Consider the following 19170-nt stretch of genomic DNA (forward strand, 5'->3'; position numbering starts at 1 on the left):
TTACGCGACTCGTAAATATTTAGTCCTTGTTAATAAAAACCATATTTTTTCTACCCAAAATGAGCCAATTCGGCAATGATCTAAAAAGAGGTCGACCTTATAAAGCTCTGAAATTAACTTGTATATAGGCAATCACGCCATTAACCACAAGGAGACGTAAATGAGTCAATTAAGTAGCCTCAACCTAGTAGCAGTCAAAAAGCCCATGCACCAACCAGCCATTGTTATTCGTAGGAATAAGTTATCTAGTCATTTGTGGGAGCAGATTCAATTAGCAAAAGGGCAGTTATCGGGAACCCCATTTGTATTAATGAAGTTCCGTAGCATTAAGGATGCTCACACAGGGGTGCGTAAGCAAGTAGAGGCTCCTAAGAGGATCAAGCCCTGGTGGTTTCAGACCGAGGAGGGCAAAGTCTGTGTTTCTATTAGGTATGGGAGCTGGACGATTGAGCTAGCAAAGGGAAAGCCCAGTATTCAAGTTGATAGTGCCGAGGACTTAATTAAGGCACTAGAAACAGTTAAGGTTGCTGTGGAAGCAGGGGATTTAGATCCCCAGATTGAGTTAGCGAGCTCTAGTCTTGGCAGTGGCTTTAAGAGGCAGCTATAAGGGGTCTTTAGAGCAATAGCAGTATTGCTCTAAAGAAAAGATGCTAATTTTTGGTCTAGCAGTATAAAATCTACCCATGCTTTAACAAGCCAAATTATGATGCGAAAGGAGATTCAAATGGCTAATTTAATCACTGTTGATCCGGTTATTTGCCATGGCAAGCCCTGTATTCGCGGCTTGCGTTACCCCGTAGAAAATGTTTTAGAGTGGCTGGCTAGCGGCATGAGTACCGAAGAGATTTTGGCTGACTATCCAGACCTTAACAAAGAAGATATTTTGGCGTCTCTTGCCTATGCTGCAAGATTAAGTCATGTTAAACGATTTGAGCGTTTGGTGGCATGAAGTTTTTAGTAGACGCCCAACTGCCAAAGCGATTTGTTGGTTGGTTGGAGGCTCAAGGACATGATGCTATTCATACCTCTGATCTACCTCTCAAAAATGCAACTCCAGATAAAGATGTCATTGCTTGCGCTATTAAAGAAGCTCGAGTTGTAGTCACCAAAGACGATGACTTTGTACAGGCTTTTTTGTTAAACGGCGAACCTGCTTTACTGTTAATTTCTACTGGCAATATATCCAATCGCAATTTAGAGAATCTGTTGCAAGCGAACTTATCTGCTGTTGCGAAAGCATTTGAGGACCATCGTTTTATAGAGATTACTAGTGATGGTTTGATTACGCATGAGTAGCTCAATTACTGATACCCATTTCACTCTAAAGGCGCATTAGGCGCCTTTAGTTTTAGTCAGTCAAAATAAGACTGGCTAAATACTTGCATGAATAAATATCAAGCCTATGTCAGGATCAAGGGTCAGTTAGTAAATACGGCTGTTTTTGCCACAAATCCAATTCACGCTAGATTAATCTTGCAATATCAATTTGGGATGGATAGTCTAGCTAGCACCCCATCCATTGTTACCCGTGAAAGCAGGGGGTATCAAATGATTGATGAGGTTATCTCTGCTATTAAAGCAAAGCCCCCACAAACACCCGATCAGGCTAGAGTCGACAATTTACAAAAACAGAAAGACGCTGCTAGTAAAGCATTAAAGATGGAGCGTAATCGACAGAAGATTAAACGAGCTCAACAGCAGATTTCATTAGCTAACTCAAATATATAGCTGCGCAGTTTTTAGCTCCATCTAAGATCTCGACCCCCACCAGTCTTAATCTAACTCCCATGACCATAATGATTGTCATAAATCACGCCAAAATACGGTGGTTTTGACGAATTACTGGCTAATTAATATCGATGCTCATGGGGAGGAGAGGTATAGCAAAAATGGTTTGCCATCTCTCAAAATAAGGTCACATCATTTAGTATTGGCATTGATCAATACCCTATTTGTTAAGGATGCTTGCAAAACCATTTCTTAATGTTCCAGCAGGAAGAGGTAGGGAGATCTTTCTTTTTAAACATAGCGAGCCAATCAGAGTATGGATTATGGGATGGGAGAAGGTTATTCTGCTCCGCCCGCGTCCAGTCAATTTTTGTAATGGTAGGTGCGCCATCTCCCCACAGCCTTTGAAATTTTTCCGATAGTGACATTCCATGCTCATGCAACTCAACGCAAAGTAAGTGACTAAAGAAAATTGCATCATCCGTTTGCGCGACAATTGCGGCTAAGGTGGTCGGGTAATCTTCATTAACTAGACTTCCAGAAGCCAGTCCAAAATACTCGGCAGCAGTTAGACTGCCATGCGGTCGACTTTTATATAGAGTTATTAATCGATTTCTGTTGTCTACGGACATTTGTAGGCCATCTGCTGAAAGACTGAGTATTGAGAAAACGCTTAGCAAAGCAGAAGTCATTGAGGTATTTTCAAAAATACTTTTTTGCAATGATTCAACTGGTATTTTTGGTAATGGGAAGGTTTGAAGATTCGCTGTAAAGTTGTGTTGAGAACCCAGTGGTATGGTGCCTAAGGCAAGGCTCTGATTAAAGTTTTGTAAAAGAACTTTTTCTCTCTCGTAGTCATCATGTAGCGGCTTGATAAATTGTTTCTTCGATGTGAGTAGGGCGTTGCAGATGTTGTAAGAGAGGGTGATTGCTATGTTCGTTGAGCTAATGGCTTTGAGTAACTCTTCTCGACCTCTGCCATCTTCAATAATTTTTTGTGCAGCTTTTGCTCCGTAATATGCACCTGCTGCCGAGCCAAATGCAGCAATAACGAATTCGGCGGCATGGTCTTTAAAAAACAAAGGATATTTTCGAGTTCCATTGGCAGTTGGTTTGCTTGGGGTTGATATGCTTACATACTAATACGCTCAGTGTCACGTAACGCGACACTATTTAGTGTCGGTTCGACCGACTCCACACCTGCGGATGCCACACACCACACGGTCAGTTCCACATGATTCCAATGATCTCGGTGCCGATCGAACACCTGATCTTGTAAGGCTTAAACCATTGTCTAAGCTATTGATTTTGCTCATTTTTTAAGCTTCTAATGCGCCTGGAGGTCCTTCAGGTTGGGGTGCACGTGCAACAATCACACTGGTAATTCTTAAATAATTTCAATTCCGAGGAAAAATAATGAATGCAAGAATGATGAAAAAAATAGTGGCAGGCTCTTTATCGCTTGCCTTGGTATTCACACCATTGCTTGGCAATGCCTGTACTAGCTTCATGCTCAAAGCCAATGATGGCGGCTTTGTTTATGGCCGCACAATGGAATTTGGCTTAGCCCTCAAATCCCAATTAATGGTGATTCCACGTAACTTGCATATGCTTGGCGTAGGCGTTGATGGCAAACCCGGAACGGGTCTGAATTGGGATGCAAAGTATGCCGTTGCTGGTATGAATGGCTTGCATTTGCCAGTCTTGCTTGATGGTATGAATGAGAAGGGTCTTGTTGGGGGCTTACTCAATGCTCCTAATACAGCCCAGTTCCAAGCCGTAGCTCCAGCTGATTCAGCAAATAGCATTAGTTCTGCTCAAATCCTTACATACGCTTTAACGAGCTTTGCAACAGTTGAGGAAGCAAGGGCTGGCTTCGAGAAGATCAAGGTGAATCGCTCAACGATTCCACAGTTTCACAATGAGACCGCTCCGGTACGCATGACTTTGCATGATGCCAATGGTAAGAGTCTTGTGATTGAGTACATCAAAGGCCAATTGGTGATGACTGACAATCCAACTACGGTCATGACAAATGACCCAGTCTTTCGTGACCAGTTAAACAATATCGGTAACTATGCTAACTTATCTAGCATGGAGCGTCCGGCCTTAGTTATTAACGGTGCTAGCTATGGCCCACCCAGCTCAGGTAGCGGTTTGCATGGCTTGCCCGGCGACTATGAGAGTCCAAGTCGCTTTATTCGTGCGCTGTTTCTATCTAGCTCTGCTCCCACAAACTATTCCACCACTCAGCAGCTCAATACTGCATGGCATATCTTAGGTAGCTTTGACATTCCGCCAGGTGCCATTACATTGCCAGCAACCAATGCCTACGGTGGTGGTGCAGGTGGAGTTGAAACTACCGAATGGACTATTGTTGGCGATATGAAAAATAGGGTCTATTACATTAAGATGTTTGGTAATACGAATGTACAGGCGTTTGATCTGAAAAAGATTGATGTCAATGCCAAGGATATTAAGTACTACGAAGTAAATATTCCACAGACCTATATTCAGATTAACTAAGGCAGTTGATATTGAAGCGCTTCATTTTTAATGGCATTTAGTTTGTTCGCCTATAACGATGCAGCGCTTTAATTTCACACAAATAAACCACCTCCAGGTGGTTTTTTGTTATCAGTAAAGGGGTTCAAATGACTACTCATTTTCAAAATCCAATTTTAAAGAATGTAAATAGCATGACTGCAAGTGATTCTCCATTACAGACTGATCTTCGGGATTCTTTGCGCTCTTTAACCAAGGCTGCCGATTCCTTAAAAACACTATCTGATATGCTCGATCAACAACCGCAGTCATTGCTGTTTGGTAAACCATCCCAAGGAGCGAAATAATGCGTTTACTTTTAATAGCGGCTTTTCTGACTCTTGCACTCAGTGCCTGTAGTACATCACCTTCAAGCAAATATTATTTTTTTGAGTGCTGAGCCTATTGCTGCAGCACCAGCAAAGGCGAATGATGTGCGTATAGTTGTTGGTCCTATTACTGAGCCCGCCTTAAATGATCGACCTCAACTAATCAGCCAAACTGGTAAAAATGAGGTGCAAATAAATGAGTACCATCGTTGGGCTGGCTCCCTCAATAGCAATATTAGCCGCATCATTACTGCAAATATCGCGCAAGACTTGGGCGCTCCAAATGTCTGGAGTTTTTCACAAAGCACGCCAACAAAATACGATTATCAGGTTTTTATAGACGTTCAAACGCTAGAGAGTAAGCCTGGGGATGAGGTAATCGTTGATGCATTGTGGACAATTAAATCAACAAAAGCAGGTCATAATGAACCCACAGTCGGTCGAACCTTGGTGCATGAATCTGTAGCTGGCGAGGGATTTAATGCTTTGGTTGCCGCTCAAAGCCGGGCGTTTGCTAAGGTCAGTAAAGATATTGCTCTCTCAGGTGCCCTTCGTTAATGCAGCTTACTCTGATTTAATCTGGGAAGTTTGGATAGCTGCATTTTGGCAAGAGTGGGATAGAGTGGTCTACTGATCATTCTGGAAATTGCGCCTGCAATTAAGGCGCTCGCCATTAGGCTTAAGACCAGGCCGTGACCATCAATCATTTCCATCACAATGATGAATGAGGTGAGGGGGGCCTGAGTCACTGCAGCTAAAAATCCCGCCATACCGATCGCAATAAAGATTTGCGCATGAGGTAGAGAAAGAGTGGTTGAGATCGCGTTACCAATTCCGCCGCCAATGGCGAGTGATGGCGCGAATATCCCTGCAGGAACGCCCGACCAGGTGCTGAGCCATGTCGCAATCATTTTGAAGGGTACAAATAAATAGCTCGTGGACTCAGAGCCAGCAATAATTGCTTGGGTGTGGGTATAACCCGTTCCGTAAGTATCGCCATTACTGAGAAGTCCGATTGCGGCAACGATCAGCCCGCAAGCTCCCGCAAATAGCAGTGGGGATTTGATGCGAAAGTAGCCTAGAAGACCCTTGTTAAAACGCAAGGAGGCAATGATGATTTTTGAGAATAGCCCACCCAGGATCCCGCTAACTAGAATCACTAAAGTAGCTGGCCAAATCAGTAGTAGATTGAAGTCGCTCACATGGATTACCCCAAAGTAAGTGTAATTACCATCAATTGAGATACCCATGAGCCCGGCCAATACGATGGATGCAATCATGAGGCCATTACTGCGTTGCTCCAAGGACTTGGAGAGTTCTTCGATACAAAACATCACGCCTCCAAGTGGCGTATTGAAGGCTGCTGCTATACCTGCTGCACCCCCAGCCATGATAAGTGAGGCTTCTGATATCTGGGCGGTAGAAGGTAGCCAGCGTCGCGCATTACGCATGATGCCTGCTGCAATTTGCACCGAAGGCCCTTCTCTGCCAAGTGATAGGCCTGCCAGCAAGCCTCCTGCAGTCAAAATGACTTTAAAAAAACTCAGCCTTAAGGAGACAAACTGATTTCTCTGTGAAACGGGGCATTTTGGATCAAGTGCTGCGATCACTTGTGGGATGCCCGAGCCTGCCGAACCAGGCGCAAATTTACGAGTTAGATAAACAATCGCAACAGTGCAAAGCGGAGTCCAGATTAATGGCAGCCAAAAAGATTGAGATTGAAAATGTAAGAAGTAAGCAAAGGCAAGCTCTGCAAGTTTTGTAAAGCCCACAATCGTTAAGCCAGCTAATGCTGCGTAAGCTAGAACCATTGTTCTGCCTGCCCATAAACCCCAATTAAGAAATTCTTTTTTTAGGGTGATTAGAAAGCGAGCGTAGATCAATTTTTTCTCAAGAACGACATTATTTAATTGCGCTCTCAAGCTCCATGATGCGTTTGTGCAGCGCACGTTCCTCTGTGAAGCGAGCTGTGTCATCCCTAATAATGGCTGCTACTGCAGAAGCTTTACTATGCTCATCAAAGATCATGGAAACCGTAAAAGCAATGGATAGGGGGCTACCTGATTTATGTAAGGCAGGAACGGTTAATAATTTATCACCATAGCGAGTGGTACCTGTTTCCATGGAGTGGTCGTAACCTTCGTTGTGACGGGCTCTTAAGCGTTCAGGAATAATTAGATCCAAGGTTTTCCCTAGCGCCTCGGATTCGGTAAAGCCAAATATCCTCTCGGCAGCTGGATTCCAGTAAATAATTACACCTTTAGCGTCTGAGATGACAACGCCATCGCCAATTGAGCGAACTAGTACTTCAAAATTAATATTTGTATTCATTAAAAGCCAAAATCACTTAAGTTAGGATGATCGTCTGGTCTACGCCCAAGGGGCCAAAAGAATTTGCGGTCAGATTCTTTGATAGGGAGATCATTGATGCTTGCAAACCGCCTCATCATGAAGCCATCCTGGTTAAATTCCCAGTTTTCATTCCCAAAGCTGCGCATCCAGTTGCCAGAGTTATCGTGGCACTCATAAGCAAAGCGAACAGCTATACGATTATCCGCAAATGCCCATAGCTCCTTAATAAGTCTGTAATCAAGCTCTTTGGACCACTTGCGCATTAAAAATTCTTTTACTTGTTGGCGACCACGGGGAAATTCTGAGCGGTTGCGCCAAATCGTATCTTCTGTGTAAACCAGTGATACCTTTTCGGGATCGCGGGTGTTCCAGGCATCTTCAGCCATTCTGACCTTTTGAATGGCAGATTCATGGGTGAACGGGGGGAGAGGTGGTTTTTGCTCCATAGTCTCTTTTCTTGCATCCAGGGCTGAAATAATTTTTTATAAGTATGTAGATAGCTTTGGCAGTGCTTATGAATTGATTAATGACGTTTGAGTTTATCTCGTGTGCGTCAATCTAGAAGGGTTTTTGTCAAACCAATGCTGCCGCATGCAAATCAGACTAGGGTTAACCCTATTTTGGTGCGCATCCATTTTTTTTTGGCTTGGTTTGGTGCATATGTCTACAGCAATCTAGGTCTAGGAGAGTAAAAATGACCTATCTATTCGGTTGTACGAATCTACCCATCTGCAGGAGTTGCAAATGAATCCTTATCGCCCCTTTGATCCAGATAGGCCGCTATTCTCAAGTTGTTGCAGCTGTGGTCGCCACGCCTCGGATGTAGAGCATCAAAAAGACCAATTTGCATTGGCGGTGGATGAGGAGCAGGCCAGCGCCGACTTTATTGAAGCCAGTCTCGTTAAGGCCTTATTTCCCGAGGAAAGTCGCAGGCGCGCTTTTCTAAAGTCAGTTGGCGTGGGTGGAGCAATGAGTGTGTTGTCGAGCTTTTTGCCAATCGATTCTTTGCAGGCGATGGCTCAAGAAAAAGCACCACTTGAAAAGCCGGATTTAAAAATTGGATTTATTGCCATTACTTGCGCAACTCCATTAATCATGGCCGACCCTTTGGGGTTTTATAAAAAGCAGGGCCTCAACGTTACTTTGAGCAAGACTGCTGGCTGGGCTTTGATTCGTGACAAGATGATTAATAAAGAGCACGATGCTTCGCACTTCTTGTCACCAATGCCGATCTCCATGTCAATGGGTTTGGGTTCTGATCCTGCGCAGATGCGTGTTGCCACGATTCAAAACGTCAATGGCCAAGCTATTACCTTAGCTAACAAGCATAAAGATAATCGTGACCCTAAAAAATGGAAGGGCATGAAATTTGCCGTTCCATTTGAGTATTCCATGCACAACTTTTTATTGCGCTACTACGTATCTCAGGCTGGCCTCGATCCAGATAAAGATATTCAAATTCGTGTTACACCGCCGCCAGAAATGGTTGCTAACTTACGCGCTGGGAATATTGATGGATTTCTTGGGCCCGATCCATTTAATCAGAGGGCGGTGTATGACGAGGTAGGCTTTATTCATTTGCTGACCAAAGATATTTGGGACGGACATCCTTGCTGCGCCTTTGGCACTTCAGATGAGTTCATCAAGAAAAATCCCCATACATTTGCTGCGCTCTATCGCGCAGTATTGAATGCCTCCACCATGGCTCGTGATCCAGCTAATCGACCTTTGATTGCAAAAGTGATTTCTACTCCTAATTACCTCAATCAACCTGAAACAGTGGTAATGCAGGTTCTCACTGGTAAGTTTGCAGATGGTCTTGGCAACGTTCAAAATGTTCCCGATCGAATCGACTTTAACCCAATCCCTTGGTACTCCATGGCTACATGGATGTTGACTCAAATGCAGCGTTGGGGATACATCAAAGGCGATGTGAACTACAAAGATATTTCCGAAAAAATATTCTTGTTAACAGATGCCAGAAAATACATGACTGAGACAGGTATTGCTATACCAGAGCAGGCTAAAGCGGGTTATAAGAAGTCCAAGATTATGGGTAAAGAATTTGATCCAAGCCAGCCAGCTGCATACCTTAAATCTTTCCCGATCGCCAAGAAATAAGCAGAATATTGAATGAAAAAGTTATCTGTAAAGGTAAGGGGCGCCATTCTTTCAATTGGTATTCTATTTACCTGTTTGTTTATTTGGCATCTGGCCACCACTCAAAAAGCTGCATCAGTGGAAACTTCTGCTGCTGCTAATGAATATAGCAGCTTGATGGGGCAGGGTGATGGCGGATCGACTCCAAAGTCGGGGTTCCCAACCCTCACTCAGGTTGGTGAGACGATATACACCCAGCTCTCACATCCTTTTTATGACAATGGACCAAACGACAAAGGCATTGGCATACAGTTGGGCTACTCTTTGCTGAGAGTGGGGCTCGGGTTCTTCTTGGCAATGCTTATTGCAATCCCGTTTGGTTTTTTAATTGGCATGTCTCCATTGGCATATCAAGCTTTTAATCCTTTCATCCAGATACTAAAACCAATCTCACCTTTAGCTTGGATGCCGATTGCGCTTTATACGATCAAGGATTCTTCTGCTTCCGGAATCTTCGTAATCTTTATCTGTTCTATTTGGCCAATGTTGCTCAATACAGCATTTGGAGTTGCCAATGTTCGTAAAGAATTGTTAAACGTGACCAAGACGCTAGAGGTTTCCCCTTTGCGTAAGGCATTTTTAGTTATTCTGCCTGCAGCCGCACCAACTATTTTGACGGGAATGCGTATTTCTATGGGTATTGCATGGCTGGTGATAGTTGCTGCCGAAATGCTCGTAGGTGGTACAGGAATCGGATATTTTTTATGGAATGAGTGGAATAACTTATCACTCTCCAGCGTTATTTTTGCAATTCTCATGATTGGTATTGTGGGAATGTTGCTTGACATGGCATTCGCCAAGCTACAAAAGGCGGTTTCCTATGTCGATTGAAAACACTTTCCTAAAGGTTCAGGGCCTTTCAAAATCCTATAAGACCGATGCGCCCCCAGTTTTTGAGGGGATTAATTTTGAAATTGAGCGTGGTGAGTTCGTTTGCATCATCGGCCACTCAGGCTGTGGCAAGACTACCATTTTGAATGTACTGGCTGGTCTGGAAGAGGCCAGTAGTGGTACTGCAATTATGTTGGGCAAACATATTGAAGGGCCTAGCCTCGAGCGTGGGGTTGTCTTTCAGGGTCACGCTTTGATGCCTTGGATGAGCGTGCTACAAAACGTTTGCTTTGCCGTTAAATCCAAGTATCCCAATTGGTCAAAACCCCAGATTATTGAGCATGCTAAAAAATATTTAGCATTGGTTGGTTTGGTTAATGCAGAAAACAAAAAGCCATCAGAGTTATCTGGTGGCATGAAGCAGCGAGTTGGTATTGCCAGAGCATTTGCAATTGAGCCCAAAATGCTCTTGCTTGATGAGCCATTTGGTGCCTTGGATGCATTAACGCGTGGCGTGATTCAAGACGAGTTATTGAAAATATGTAAGCAAACTCATCAGACGGTATTCATGATTACACATGATGTTGATGAGGCTATTTTGCTTTCAGACAAAACACTCTTAATGAGTAATGGCCCAAATGCTCGGATTGCTGAGATTGTTATCAATACCTTACCAAAAGGACGCAAAAGAGCGAGCATGCATCATGATTCAATGTATTACCCGATGCGCAATCACTTGGTTGACTTTTTAGTAAATCGTTCCAAAGATTTGCAGATGAAGGGTGCTAAGGGAGAATTGGATGGCTACAGCCCTGTCATAGTATTGCCTGGTATTGATGCCCCAGAAATGTAATAAACGCAGATTTCAATTAAGGAGAAAAAGATGGATCGTTCAGTCGTAACCCAGAAGATCATAGAGGCAAAAGTTCGCAAAGGAATGAAGTGGAGCGAGATCGCTAAATCAATCGGCGAATCAAAAGAGTGGGTAACGGCAGCATGTTTGGGTCAAATGACCTTTACCAAGCCCCAAGCAGAGGTTGCTGGCAGCTTATTTGATTTAACTGATGAAGAAATGGCTTGGCTACAGATTGTTCCTTATAAAGGCTCGTTACCAACCAGCGTACCAACAGATCCATTGATTTATCGCTGGTATGAGATTGTGAATGTGTACGGTACCACTATCAAGGAGCTCATTCATGAAGAGTTTGGTGATGGCATCATGAGTGCAATTGATTTCTCCATGGATATTCAGCGTGAGCCAGATCCAAAGGGTGATCGTGTGCAAGTGGTGTTGTCAGGAAAATACCTCTCCTACAAGACATACTAATTCCAGTAAACGAAAATAAGCCACCTCCGGGTGGTTTTTTCTTTCCGGCGCCTAACTTGGGCATTGAGTATCATCATCTAGTAATGAAGCCCATTTTGTATTCTTATCGCCGTTGTCCATATGCAATGCGTGCCCGTATGGCCCTGCACTACGCTGGCATTGAGGTGGAGCATCGTGAGATTACATTACGAAATAAACCCCGATCAATGTTGCTTGCGTCTCCCAAGGGCACGGTTCCAGTATTGTGTGTTGACGGGGCAGTGTTGGATCAAAGCATGGATATCATGCGATGGGCGTTGCAGCATTCAGATCGAGATGCTTGGGGCTTGGTTGATCCGAACAGCGCAAATGCCTGGATTGAGAAAAACGACGGACCATTTAAAAAGCTGTTAGACCAATATAAATATCCCAATAGATACCCCGAACTCAATCAAGCAGAAGTGTTGGGGGAGGCTATGGATTTGATGCTTCTACCCATGGAAATGGTGCTGCAATCTCATTCTTATTTAATGGGGGAAGGGCTTACTTATGTAGATGTAGCCATTTTTCCATTTATTAGACAGTTTTCCATGGTTAATCCACAGGAGTTTGAGCGATTGCCAATTCCTTTTGTTAAGAGATGGTTAAATTCGTTGATTGAATCTGAGTTATTTAGAGCGGTGATGCAAAAACATCCAACCTACTTAGACTAATGCCATATGAGGAATGTATATGTCTCGGGGACGTAAACCAATATTGCTTGTAACAGGCGGTGCCAGAGGCATTGGTGCAGCCATTGTTCGGCTTGCAGCTAAAGCAGGCTATGCGGTTGCAATTAATTATCTGCATGCTGCAAATGAAGCTCATGCTCTGGCTCAATCCATTCAACAGCAAGGTGGTCTAGCATTCGCGATCCAAGCAGATGTGAGCAATGAGGAAGATGTAGTGAAGATGTTTAAGGAGGTAGATCAACATTTAGGCACTATTACAGCCCTTGTAAATAACGCTGGCATTGTGGATCAAAAAGCGCGCGTTTCAGAAATGCATTTAGATCGACTGCAAAAGATGTTTGCCACCAATGTATTTGGTAGCTTCTTGTGTTCACGTGAAGCCGTCTTGCGGATGTCAACTCAATCAGGTGGTCATGGCGGCGTTATTGTGAATATTTCTTCGATTGCATCTCGTTTGGGTTCTCCGGGGCAGTATGTTGACTATGCTGCATCTAAGGCAGCTATTGATACTTTGACAACAGGATTGGCAAAAGAAGTTGCCAGTGAGGGTATTCGAGTCAATGCAATATCACCTGGAATAATCGATACTGAGATTCATGCGAGTGGTGGCGAGCCAGATCGCGTTAAAGAAGCTGGCCCAATGATTCCGATTGGACGAGTTGGTACTGCAGAGGAAGTTGCAAATGCAGTACTCTGGGTTCTGTCTGATAAAGCTTCTTACGTTACGGGTGCCTGTATAGACGTTAGCGGCGGCAGATAGATCATTGAGTAATATCTGTAATTAAAAATGCCATCCCGGGGGTTGGCATTTTGCTTTAGAGGGACTTACCCTCAAAGTCGCTTGAATCATGTCGCTCAAGTAATTGCTCTGATGACTCACCCCAGGTTCGATTCACAATTCGACCGCGCTTGACAGCTGGGCGCTCAAGAATGGCATCAGCCCAACGTAAGACGTTTTTGTAATCATGTACGCTTAAAAATTCTGCGGCTCCATATAAGAAGCCCTTCACCAAGGCTCCATACCAGGGGAATACTGCAATATCAGCGATGGTGTAATCTGGGCCAGCAAGATAGGTGCTTTGTGCAAGGCGTTGGTCTAGTACATCCAGTTGTCGTTTGGCTTCCATTGCAAAACGATCGATGGGGTATTCCATTTTGTATGGCGCATACGCATAAAAATGACCAAAGCCTCCACCCAAATAAGGGGCACTTCCCATTTGCCAGAAAAGCCAATTCATGGTTTCGGTTCTTCCAGCAAGATCTTTGGGAAGAAAAGCATCAAATTTTTCGGCGAGATAAAGCAAGATAGAGCCAGATTCAAATACACGGAGTGGGGGAGAGACGCTGTGATCTAGTAGTGCAGGTATTTTTGAGTTTGGATTAATGTTCACAAAATCCGAGCCAAATTGGTCGCCGTCACTAATCTTAATTAACCAGGCATCGTATTCTGCGCCAGAGTGACCTAGAGCAAGTAATTCTTCGAGCATGATGGTGACTTTGACGCCATTTGGTGTGCCCATAGAATAGAGTTGTAATGGGTGACGACCCACTGGCAGTAATTTTTGCTCCCGCGAGCCAGCAGTCGGGCGATTGATATTTGCAAACTTGCCGCCATTAGGCTGCTCCCAAGTCCAAACTTGAGGTGGTACGTATTCAGCTTGATTGGTCATGTTTTCACCTTATTAATGTATTAGTGATTTTAATCTAGCTAGCCTTCAATCCATTGATCAGAAGTGCTGCTGCATTGCCACATAAATGCCTTATTTAGGACTAAAGTCTATGCAATCACCCCTAGTAGGTGTAGATTGATATTAGGGTGAGATCTAGATAGGGTGACTTAAATGAAAACATATCCAATAGCGATAGAGCTGACTGCATGGGTTGAGTTGGGTCTTAATCAGTACGAGGTCACGATTGACGAAATTTCAAAAATCACTGTCAAGCGAACGGATGATGTATTGCACGCCAAAGAACTTACAGACGATCAGGCGCAGCAGTTGATTGAGGCAATTGAGTTGATTGCGGCGCCAGTCATGTTAAATCCAGCCGATAAAACACTCAATAAAGCTGATTCTAGCTATGAATTAATTATTGAGTCAGCTCATTTTTCTATGGAGTTTAATTGGGAGGATGTGGAAGTGAGTCATTCGCAAGCATTTCAAACACTAGTCAAACTCGCTGACTTGATTCAGAGTTTGGGTCAATTTCATTAATTTTTTGCATGGACAATGATGGAAGATAGTTCAAAACAGGATCAACCCCAATATTCAGGAAAAAATCTATCTGAGGAAGATTTGGCTGTGCTCGAGCGCGCACTAGAATTAGAGCAGTTAGAAGAGCGAGAATATCAAGGCACTTACCGCAATGACCAAGCATAACTAAGGCCAGTGAATTGGAGGCGGAAACCTAGAATCGAACCAGGGTATTAAGATTTGCAATCTTATGCATAGCCATTCCGCCATAGGCTATTTTAATGCTTACAAATGTCGTTATTCTGACAAAAGTATGCCTAAATGTGACTAACTGTCACATTCTTTTTGTAAGGTGACTGAATAATCACAGGAAAATTATGACTCGTTACTTTGTTTGGCAATTATCGATTGCCATGAGCCTCTATTTTGGAGTTCTCCTTGTTTTGGAGGGAGCTTCTAAAAATACTTTGATTCCTTTATGTATTTTCTTTGCCCTCAGTGTAGTGGGGGTAATAGATCAATTACAAAAAAAGCATGCAATTTTGCGAAACTATCCAATCATTGGGCACTTGCGTTTTTGGCTTGAGTTCATTCGTCCAGAAATACGCCAATATTTTCTCGAGTCGGATAGTGAAAAATTACCTTTTTCTCGAAACCAGCGCGCCTTGGTTTATCAACGCTCCAAAAATTTATCCGATCAAAGACCATTCGGAACCATTGAAAATGTGTATCGCAATGGTTATGAATGGTTGAGTTATTCGAATTCCCCATCACAGGTGGTGATTAAGCCGAATGACTTGCGTGTCAGCATCGGTAGCGAGACCTGTTCTCAACCTTATTCAATTTCGGTATTTAATATCTCAGCCATGAGCTTTGGTTCTTTGTCGGCCAATGCCATTCTGGCATTAAATAAAGGTGCAAAGTTGGGTGGGTTTGCTCAGGATACTGGTGAGGGATCAGTATCCGAATATCACAAAGTGCATGATGGTGATCTCATTTGGGAGATTGGTTCTGGCTATTTTGGCTGTAGAACCGAAGACGGGCACTTTGATATGAATAAGTTTATCCACGTGGCTTCTGATCCGCAAATCAAAATGATCGAGATTAAGTTATCTCAAGGTGCAAAACCTGGGCATGGTGGTATTTTACCGGCCGCTAAGATTACTCCAGAAATTGCGCAAACACGCGGAGTGCCAATGGGGGTCGATTGCATTTCTCCCAGTCGCCATACAGCATTCAATAGCCCAGTCGAAATGCTTCAATTCATAGCTACATTAAGAGAGAAGTCTAATGGTAAGCCAGTGGGCTTCAAGATGTGCGTGGGAAAACCAGAGGATTGGTTCGCCATATTAAAGGCGATGATCGAAACCAAATTGACTCCAGATTTTATTGTGGTGGATGGTAGTGAGGGGGGTACTGGAGCAGCTCCAGTGGAGTTCATAGATCATATTGGTATGCCCATGCGGGATAGCTTAAGATTAATCCACGCCACTTTACTTGGCGCCAACCTGCGGGACATTATTCGAATTGGCGCTGCTGGAAAAATTATTTCCGCGTTTGATATTGTGAGGGTGTGTTCGATCGGCGCCGATTGGTGTAACTCAGCACGTGGCTTCATGTTTGCGATTGGCTGCATTCAATCGCGTACCTGCAATACAGACATGTGCCCTACTGGGGTAGCAACACAAAACCAGTTAAGGCAAAAAGCCCTTGATCCAATTGATAAGGGTCAGCGTGTTTATCACTACCATCAAAATACACTCCATGCCCTTTCTGAAATTCTGATGGCTGCGGGCTTGAGTCACACTTCTGAATTAAACCCAGATTACATCATGAAGCGCGATGAAAATAGCGTTGCTCAACCATTTTCCAAAAATCTGATGCATATGGAAGCTGGGGCTCTAATTGATCAATCTCCAGAGTTGGCATTTAAAGCGGATTATCAATATCTGGCGCGCGCTTGGAGGCGCGCCAATCCAAGTCAATGGTAGTTGAGTCTGTTGGCCAGTGACTAGGTAATGATGGGGCTGGGTATTGGCTGTCGTCCAGAGGCAATTAAGTCCTCAAGCATTTCAAGACGATCCTGCCCCCAAAAAGGCTCGCCTTCATAAATGAAGAAGGGTGTGCCGAAGACCTGTTTTTCAAGACCCTCTTGCGTAAGGGCATTCAGCTTTTCTGTAATGGACTCTGCCTTATTTTGCTCATATAGTGCTGGCCCATCCAATCCGGAGCGATTTGCTACTGCAATCATGACATCGGGATCTGCGAGATTGAGATCATCAACCCAGAGTACTTTTAATGCATTACCAACAAAATCTTTGATATCTTGTTGATTGGCTATTGCAGCCAATAGCATGCGATGTCCAATCTCAGCGCTACAAGGATGATATTTTGGTTTTAATACCAGGGGAATATTTCTGATCAATGCCCAGCGCTGCATTTCAACCAAGCGATAGGATTGTCTTTGCGGCGGTCTTTTGCTAACGGGCAGTCCCCCGCTGGCTGTAAAGATCGCATGCAGATCAATCGGTTTGTAATTTACCTCTAAATCTAGGCGTTGTGCTAGATCTTGAAATGCTTCATAACCAATATAGGTATAGAGGGATACAAAGCTGAAATAGAAATCCACAACCTTTTTCTTACTCATCGTTACCTTTTCACTATTTATTCGGTTTGTTGGTGACGCCTTGGGTCGTAAAATCGATTGCATGTGGAAGATTTTGACTTGCAAAATTAATCATTTCAGTAGGCTCAATTCTTAATCTTCCCTGGAAGGGGTGTCCAAAGATCACAATAAGAAATAGAGTTGCTGCCAGGGATGCAGAGATGAATCCAGTTGATACCAGATGCATTGCAAAACTCTCTGCAGTGTAAAGGTAGCTTACAGCAATCGTTAAAAATCCAGACAGGAACATGACTGCCCAAATAACAGGTGGTACGTGATTTTTAGTTGCGAGGGTGCGATCACGCCGAGCATCAAAGAGCTCACTAATTCTGTCTAGTAGCTTTGATTCTGTGTTGGCTATTACAAGATCATTCGTTTTATAGTGGAGCAAACGCTCTCTACTGCGGATAATAATCAATCTAGCTTTATCTGGAATGGCTTCATTTGCAACCATTGCCGGCCATTCCTCTTTAGTAACAACCTCGATATACTCACTAATATCACTAGCTAATTGAGATTTAATCGGCTCGGGCATGCCTTGTGATAGGTGATAAAAATCCTCTACCTTGCGCGCCTCGGCATTGACGATCGTGTCGGTGTCATTATAAGAGTTCCACGTGTTAATAACGATTAAGGAAATTAACACCGAACTAAATAATCCTACCGTTCCTAAAGAAAGACTGATGCAATCATTATTTGCTTTATTAAATGAATGTGTCAGCAATTTTTTAAAGACAAATAATCCTATGAGGCAAAACGATACTGATATGCATACTGCGATGAGGCACATGACCCATGCGGGGATATTCGTATTGTTGACGTAGAGCAGATTAATCAAGTACATGTGCTGACACCTTTTTATTTGATCTTAGTTATTGTCTTTGGCGCAGGTAATTTTGCCCGTCTTGATTGCATGCAAAAAGGTGTCGTAATCGGCAGCATTTTGTTTGCTATATGCAATTGAAAAAGCAACAAGCGCATCATCTAAGGCTTCACCTCGGCCACAATATCCAGCTAGCACGGCAGGATCTCCTGAACGAGCATGTGCATTGGCTAAAGCCCAGCCGAATAGTTTCGCAAAGGGGGGGAATTCATCGACACCAATATCATCTGCGCTAATGGAAATACCACCCTTCATATCCCGTAACTGTCGAATGTAAAAATCCATTTCCCTTGTTTGGCCAAACCCCAAGAAAGCATCAGGCGCACCCTGGATTAGTCGTTGACCGAGTACCACTCTTTCACCTTGAGAGGAGTAGGTGTGCTCTGGAAAAAAGGGCGCAAGAACCGATGGTTGCGCTTGCTTGCTTTGCAGAAAAAGAGGGTCATTTTCAGAAGTCCCCTCCATATATAAAACCCAGCAGGCTGTGCCAACGCTGCCAACCCCAACAACCTTGCGAGCCCAATCAACTAATTTGTAGCGCATCAAAAGCTGTTTGCGGTCTGCTGAGAGAGACTGCGCATAGGAATTAAACCCCGCATCATTTAGCTCTGTGATCTTATGGCCATGGATGGAAATTTTAGGATGCTCAATTAACGGCGGCTGATTAATTAAGCGAACACCCAAGGGTGTTTTTTCGGTTAATTTGCCAACGACCCCCCAATTAGTATTACTTTTTGCCTTGTTGACTAATTTGGAGAGCATCTTTTGAACGGCAGGTATGGTGTAAGCAGCATGCTTTGATAGCCTGCCTTCATCAAGATAGGCGCGCGCCAAATCGATGAAAGGGGTATGGGCATACTCATTCATATAGCGTCGGTAAGTGCTGGAGATATTGCGAACAATCATTTCTCCGTATGCCTGGTCTTGGCCAAGCATTTGTGATGCAATCATTGCACTGGCTATCAGACGTTTTAAATCCCAATCAAAGTGACCGGGTAGGGTTTCATCAAAGTCGTTAATGCCAAATACCAGTTGGCGCTCTGTTGTGGAAAAGAATCCAAAATTACTAACATGCATATCGCCACACAGTTGCACGGTAATAGGGGGGCTTGGAGTCGTTGCCAAATCCGTAGCCATAATGCCGGCACCTCCACGAAAAAACGCAAATGGATTTGCCGCCATCCGAGCATGGCGTATTGGGACATATTCAGGAATGCGGGTTTTTGCCTGTTCAAGCAGAATATCTATGGGAGTTTGGCGCTTGGCTTTGATGGTAAATTCGGCCAGCGAAGATCGATTTGCTAGCTTACGTATCGATTTTCCGTGATCGAGCCTTTCTCGAATGCTAGGGCGCTTGCTAGTGAGGGACTTGTAGAGCTCGCTGGTCATACGCTTATGATGCCACAGGGGCTTGGCTCATAGGGCTCAATAGGAGCACCCCAGAAAGGA

The 19170-nt window shown here is 43.9% G+C and carries 24 protein-coding genes and 1 tRNA gene; 16 read left to right on the top strand and 9 right to left on the bottom strand.

Annotation, left to right across the window (positions count from 1 at the left end; translation table 11 throughout):
• The first annotated feature begins 160 nt into the window (after positions 1–160).
• The 4 genes from M2125_RS02770 to M2125_RS02785 all read left to right on the top strand — a co-directional run bounded on the left by M2125_RS02770 (position 161) and on the right by M2125_RS02785 (position 1728).
• Positions 161–607 carry a DUF6641 family protein gene (locus tag M2125_RS02770; RefSeq protein ID WP_280742445.1) on the top strand — a complete coding sequence of 149 codons (447 nt, stop codon included), beginning with the start codon at positions 161–163 and terminating at the stop codon, positions 605–607.
• Between the two features lie 117 nt (positions 608–724).
• Entirely contained in the window at positions 725–949 is a 225-nt protein-coding gene (locus tag M2125_RS02775; protein WP_215317030.1) for a DUF433 domain-containing protein, read from the top strand.
• Positions 946–1296 (top strand): DUF5615 family PIN-like protein, encoded by a 351-nt coding sequence (locus M2125_RS02780; RefSeq protein ID WP_215317028.1) that lies wholly within the window; start codon positions 946–948, stop codon positions 1294–1296. The genes M2125_RS02775 and M2125_RS02780 overlap by 4 nt, the downstream gene beginning before the upstream one ends.
• Positions 1297–1383: 87 nt before the next feature.
• Entirely contained in the window at positions 1384–1728 is a 345-nt protein-coding gene (locus tag M2125_RS02785) for a hypothetical protein (RefSeq protein ID WP_280742446.1), read from the top strand.
• 227 nt (positions 1729–1955) lie between these two features.
• On the opposite strand, the gene M2125_RS02790 is transcribed toward M2125_RS02785, so the two are convergent.
• Positions 1956–2810, bottom strand: a complete 855-nt coding sequence (locus M2125_RS02790; RefSeq protein ID WP_280742447.1) for a hypothetical protein — start codon at positions 2808–2810, stop codon at positions 1956–1958.
• A gap of 346 nt (positions 2811–3156) precedes the next feature.
• Between M2125_RS02790 and M2125_RS02795 the strand changes: the two genes are divergently transcribed.
• From M2125_RS02795 to M2125_RS02805, 3 genes are all read left to right on the top strand, one after another.
• Complete coding sequence (locus tag M2125_RS02795) at positions 3157–4254, top strand: linear amide C-N hydrolase (protein WP_280742448.1); 1098 nt, start codon at positions 3157–3159, stop codon at positions 4252–4254.
• 128 nt (positions 4255–4382) lie between these two features.
• The gene (locus M2125_RS02800; protein ID WP_076023121.1) at positions 4383–4580 is read left to right on the top strand and encodes a hypothetical protein; all 198 of its coding nucleotides are present in this window, start codon (positions 4383–4385) and stop codon (positions 4578–4580) included.
• 81 nt (positions 4581–4661) lie between these two features.
• A complete protein-coding gene (locus tag M2125_RS02805) occupies positions 4662–5159 on the top strand; it encodes a PqiC family protein (protein ID WP_280742449.1) in 498 nt (165 codons plus the stop codon).
• Here the strand turns inward: M2125_RS02805 and M2125_RS02810 are convergent.
• From M2125_RS02810 to M2125_RS02820, 3 genes are all read right to left on the bottom strand, one after another.
• Positions 5156–6412 carry a chloride channel protein gene (locus tag M2125_RS02810; RefSeq protein WP_233126604.1) on the bottom strand — a complete coding sequence of 419 codons (1257 nt, stop codon included), beginning with the start codon at positions 6410–6412 and terminating at the stop codon, positions 5156–5158. The two genes, M2125_RS02805 and M2125_RS02810, sit on opposite strands and share 4 nt — an antisense overlap.
• 91 nt (positions 6413–6503) lie before the next feature.
• Positions 6504–6932 carry a PAS domain-containing protein gene (locus M2125_RS02815; RefSeq protein ID WP_280742451.1) on the bottom strand — a complete coding sequence of 143 codons (429 nt, stop codon included), beginning with the start codon at positions 6930–6932 and terminating at the stop codon, positions 6504–6506.
• Positions 6932–7399, bottom strand: coding sequence for a nuclear transport factor 2 family protein (locus M2125_RS02820; RefSeq protein ID WP_280742452.1), 468 nt, complete (start codon positions 7397–7399; stop codon positions 6932–6934). Before M2125_RS02820 ends, M2125_RS02815 begins: the two co-directional genes overlap by 1 nt.
• A 298-nt stretch (positions 7400–7697) precedes the next feature.
• Between M2125_RS02820 and M2125_RS02825 the strand changes: the two genes are divergently transcribed.
• The 6 genes from M2125_RS02825 (at position 7698) to M2125_RS02850 (ending at position 12741) form a co-directional block, all read left to right on the top strand.
• Complete coding sequence (locus tag M2125_RS02825; protein WP_280742453.1) at positions 7698–9074, top strand: CmpA/NrtA family ABC transporter substrate-binding protein; 1377 nt, start codon at positions 7698–7700, stop codon at positions 9072–9074.
• Positions 9075–9086: 12 nt separating this feature from the next.
• Complete coding sequence (gene ntrB, locus M2125_RS02830) at positions 9087–9944, top strand: nitrate ABC transporter permease (protein ID WP_076023134.1); 858 nt, start codon at positions 9087–9089, stop codon at positions 9942–9944.
• Positions 9934–10797, top strand: coding sequence for an ABC transporter ATP-binding protein (locus M2125_RS02835; RefSeq protein ID WP_280742454.1), 864 nt, complete (start codon positions 9934–9936; stop codon positions 10795–10797). Before ntrB ends, M2125_RS02835 begins: the two co-directional genes overlap by 11 nt.
• 30 nt (positions 10798–10827) lie before the next feature.
• Positions 10828–11271 carry a cyanase gene (gene cynS / locus M2125_RS02840; RefSeq protein WP_076023136.1) on the top strand — a complete coding sequence of 148 codons (444 nt, stop codon included), beginning with the start codon at positions 10828–10830 and terminating at the stop codon, positions 11269–11271.
• Between the two features lie 83 nt (positions 11272–11354).
• Positions 11355–11963 carry a glutathione S-transferase gene (locus M2125_RS02845; RefSeq protein WP_277539826.1) on the top strand — a complete coding sequence of 203 codons (609 nt, stop codon included), beginning with the start codon at positions 11355–11357 and terminating at the stop codon, positions 11961–11963.
• A 19-nt stretch (positions 11964–11982) separates the two neighbouring features.
• Complete coding sequence (locus M2125_RS02850; protein ID WP_277539825.1) at positions 11983–12741, top strand: SDR family oxidoreductase; 759 nt, start codon at positions 11983–11985, stop codon at positions 12739–12741.
• Positions 12742–12796: 55 nt separating this feature from the next.
• On the opposite strand, the gene yghU is transcribed toward M2125_RS02850, so the two are convergent.
• Positions 12797–13651 carry a glutathione-dependent disulfide-bond oxidoreductase gene (yghU, locus tag M2125_RS02855; RefSeq protein WP_280742455.1) on the bottom strand — a complete coding sequence of 285 codons (855 nt, stop codon included), beginning with the start codon at positions 13649–13651 and terminating at the stop codon, positions 12797–12799.
• A gap of 171 nt (positions 13652–13822) precedes the next feature.
• Here yghU and M2125_RS02860 point away from each other — a divergent pair, with 171 nt between their 5' ends.
• Positions 13823–14194, top strand: a complete 372-nt coding sequence (locus M2125_RS02860) for a hypothetical protein (protein ID WP_277539823.1) — start codon at positions 13823–13825, stop codon at positions 14192–14194.
• 15 nt (positions 14195–14209) lie between these two features.
• Positions 14210–14359, top strand: coding sequence for a hypothetical protein (locus tag M2125_RS02865; protein ID WP_280741934.1), 150 nt, complete (start codon positions 14210–14212; stop codon positions 14357–14359).
• A 15-nt stretch (positions 14360–14374) separates the two neighbouring features.
• Here the strand turns inward: M2125_RS02865 and M2125_RS02870 are convergent.
• Positions 14375–14441, bottom strand: a tRNA-Cys gene (locus M2125_RS02870).
• Positions 14442–14550: 109 nt separating this feature from the next.
• Here M2125_RS02870 and M2125_RS02875 point away from each other — a divergent pair.
• Positions 14551–16164, top strand: coding sequence for an FMN-binding glutamate synthase family protein (locus tag M2125_RS02875; protein ID WP_280741933.1), 1614 nt, complete (start codon positions 14551–14553; stop codon positions 16162–16164).
• Positions 16165–16184: 20 nt separating this feature from the next.
• On the opposite strand, the gene M2125_RS02880 is transcribed toward M2125_RS02875, so the two are convergent.
• The 3 genes from M2125_RS02880 to M2125_RS02890 are packed head-to-tail and all read right to left on the bottom strand — an operon-like array spanning position 16185 to position 19110.
• Positions 16185–16820, bottom strand: coding sequence for a 2-hydroxychromene-2-carboxylate isomerase (locus M2125_RS02880; protein WP_076023198.1), 636 nt, complete (start codon positions 16818–16820; stop codon positions 16185–16187).
• Positions 16821–16833: 13 nt separating this feature from the next.
• On the bottom strand, positions 16834–17682 hold the full coding sequence (locus M2125_RS02885; protein WP_083657490.1) for a bestrophin-like domain: 849 nt from the start codon (positions 17680–17682) through the stop codon (positions 16834–16836).
• A 24-nt stretch (positions 17683–17706) separates the two neighbouring features.
• Complete coding sequence (locus M2125_RS02890; RefSeq protein WP_076023200.1) at positions 17707–19110, bottom strand: DUF2252 domain-containing protein; 1404 nt, start codon at positions 19108–19110, stop codon at positions 17707–17709.
• Positions 19111–19170 lie beyond the last annotated feature (60 nt).

Origin of the sequence: Polynucleobacter sphagniphilus, assembly GCF_029892205.1 — a bacterium.
GTDB lineage: Bacteria > Pseudomonadota > Gammaproteobacteria > Burkholderiales > Burkholderiaceae > Polynucleobacter > Polynucleobacter sphagniphilus.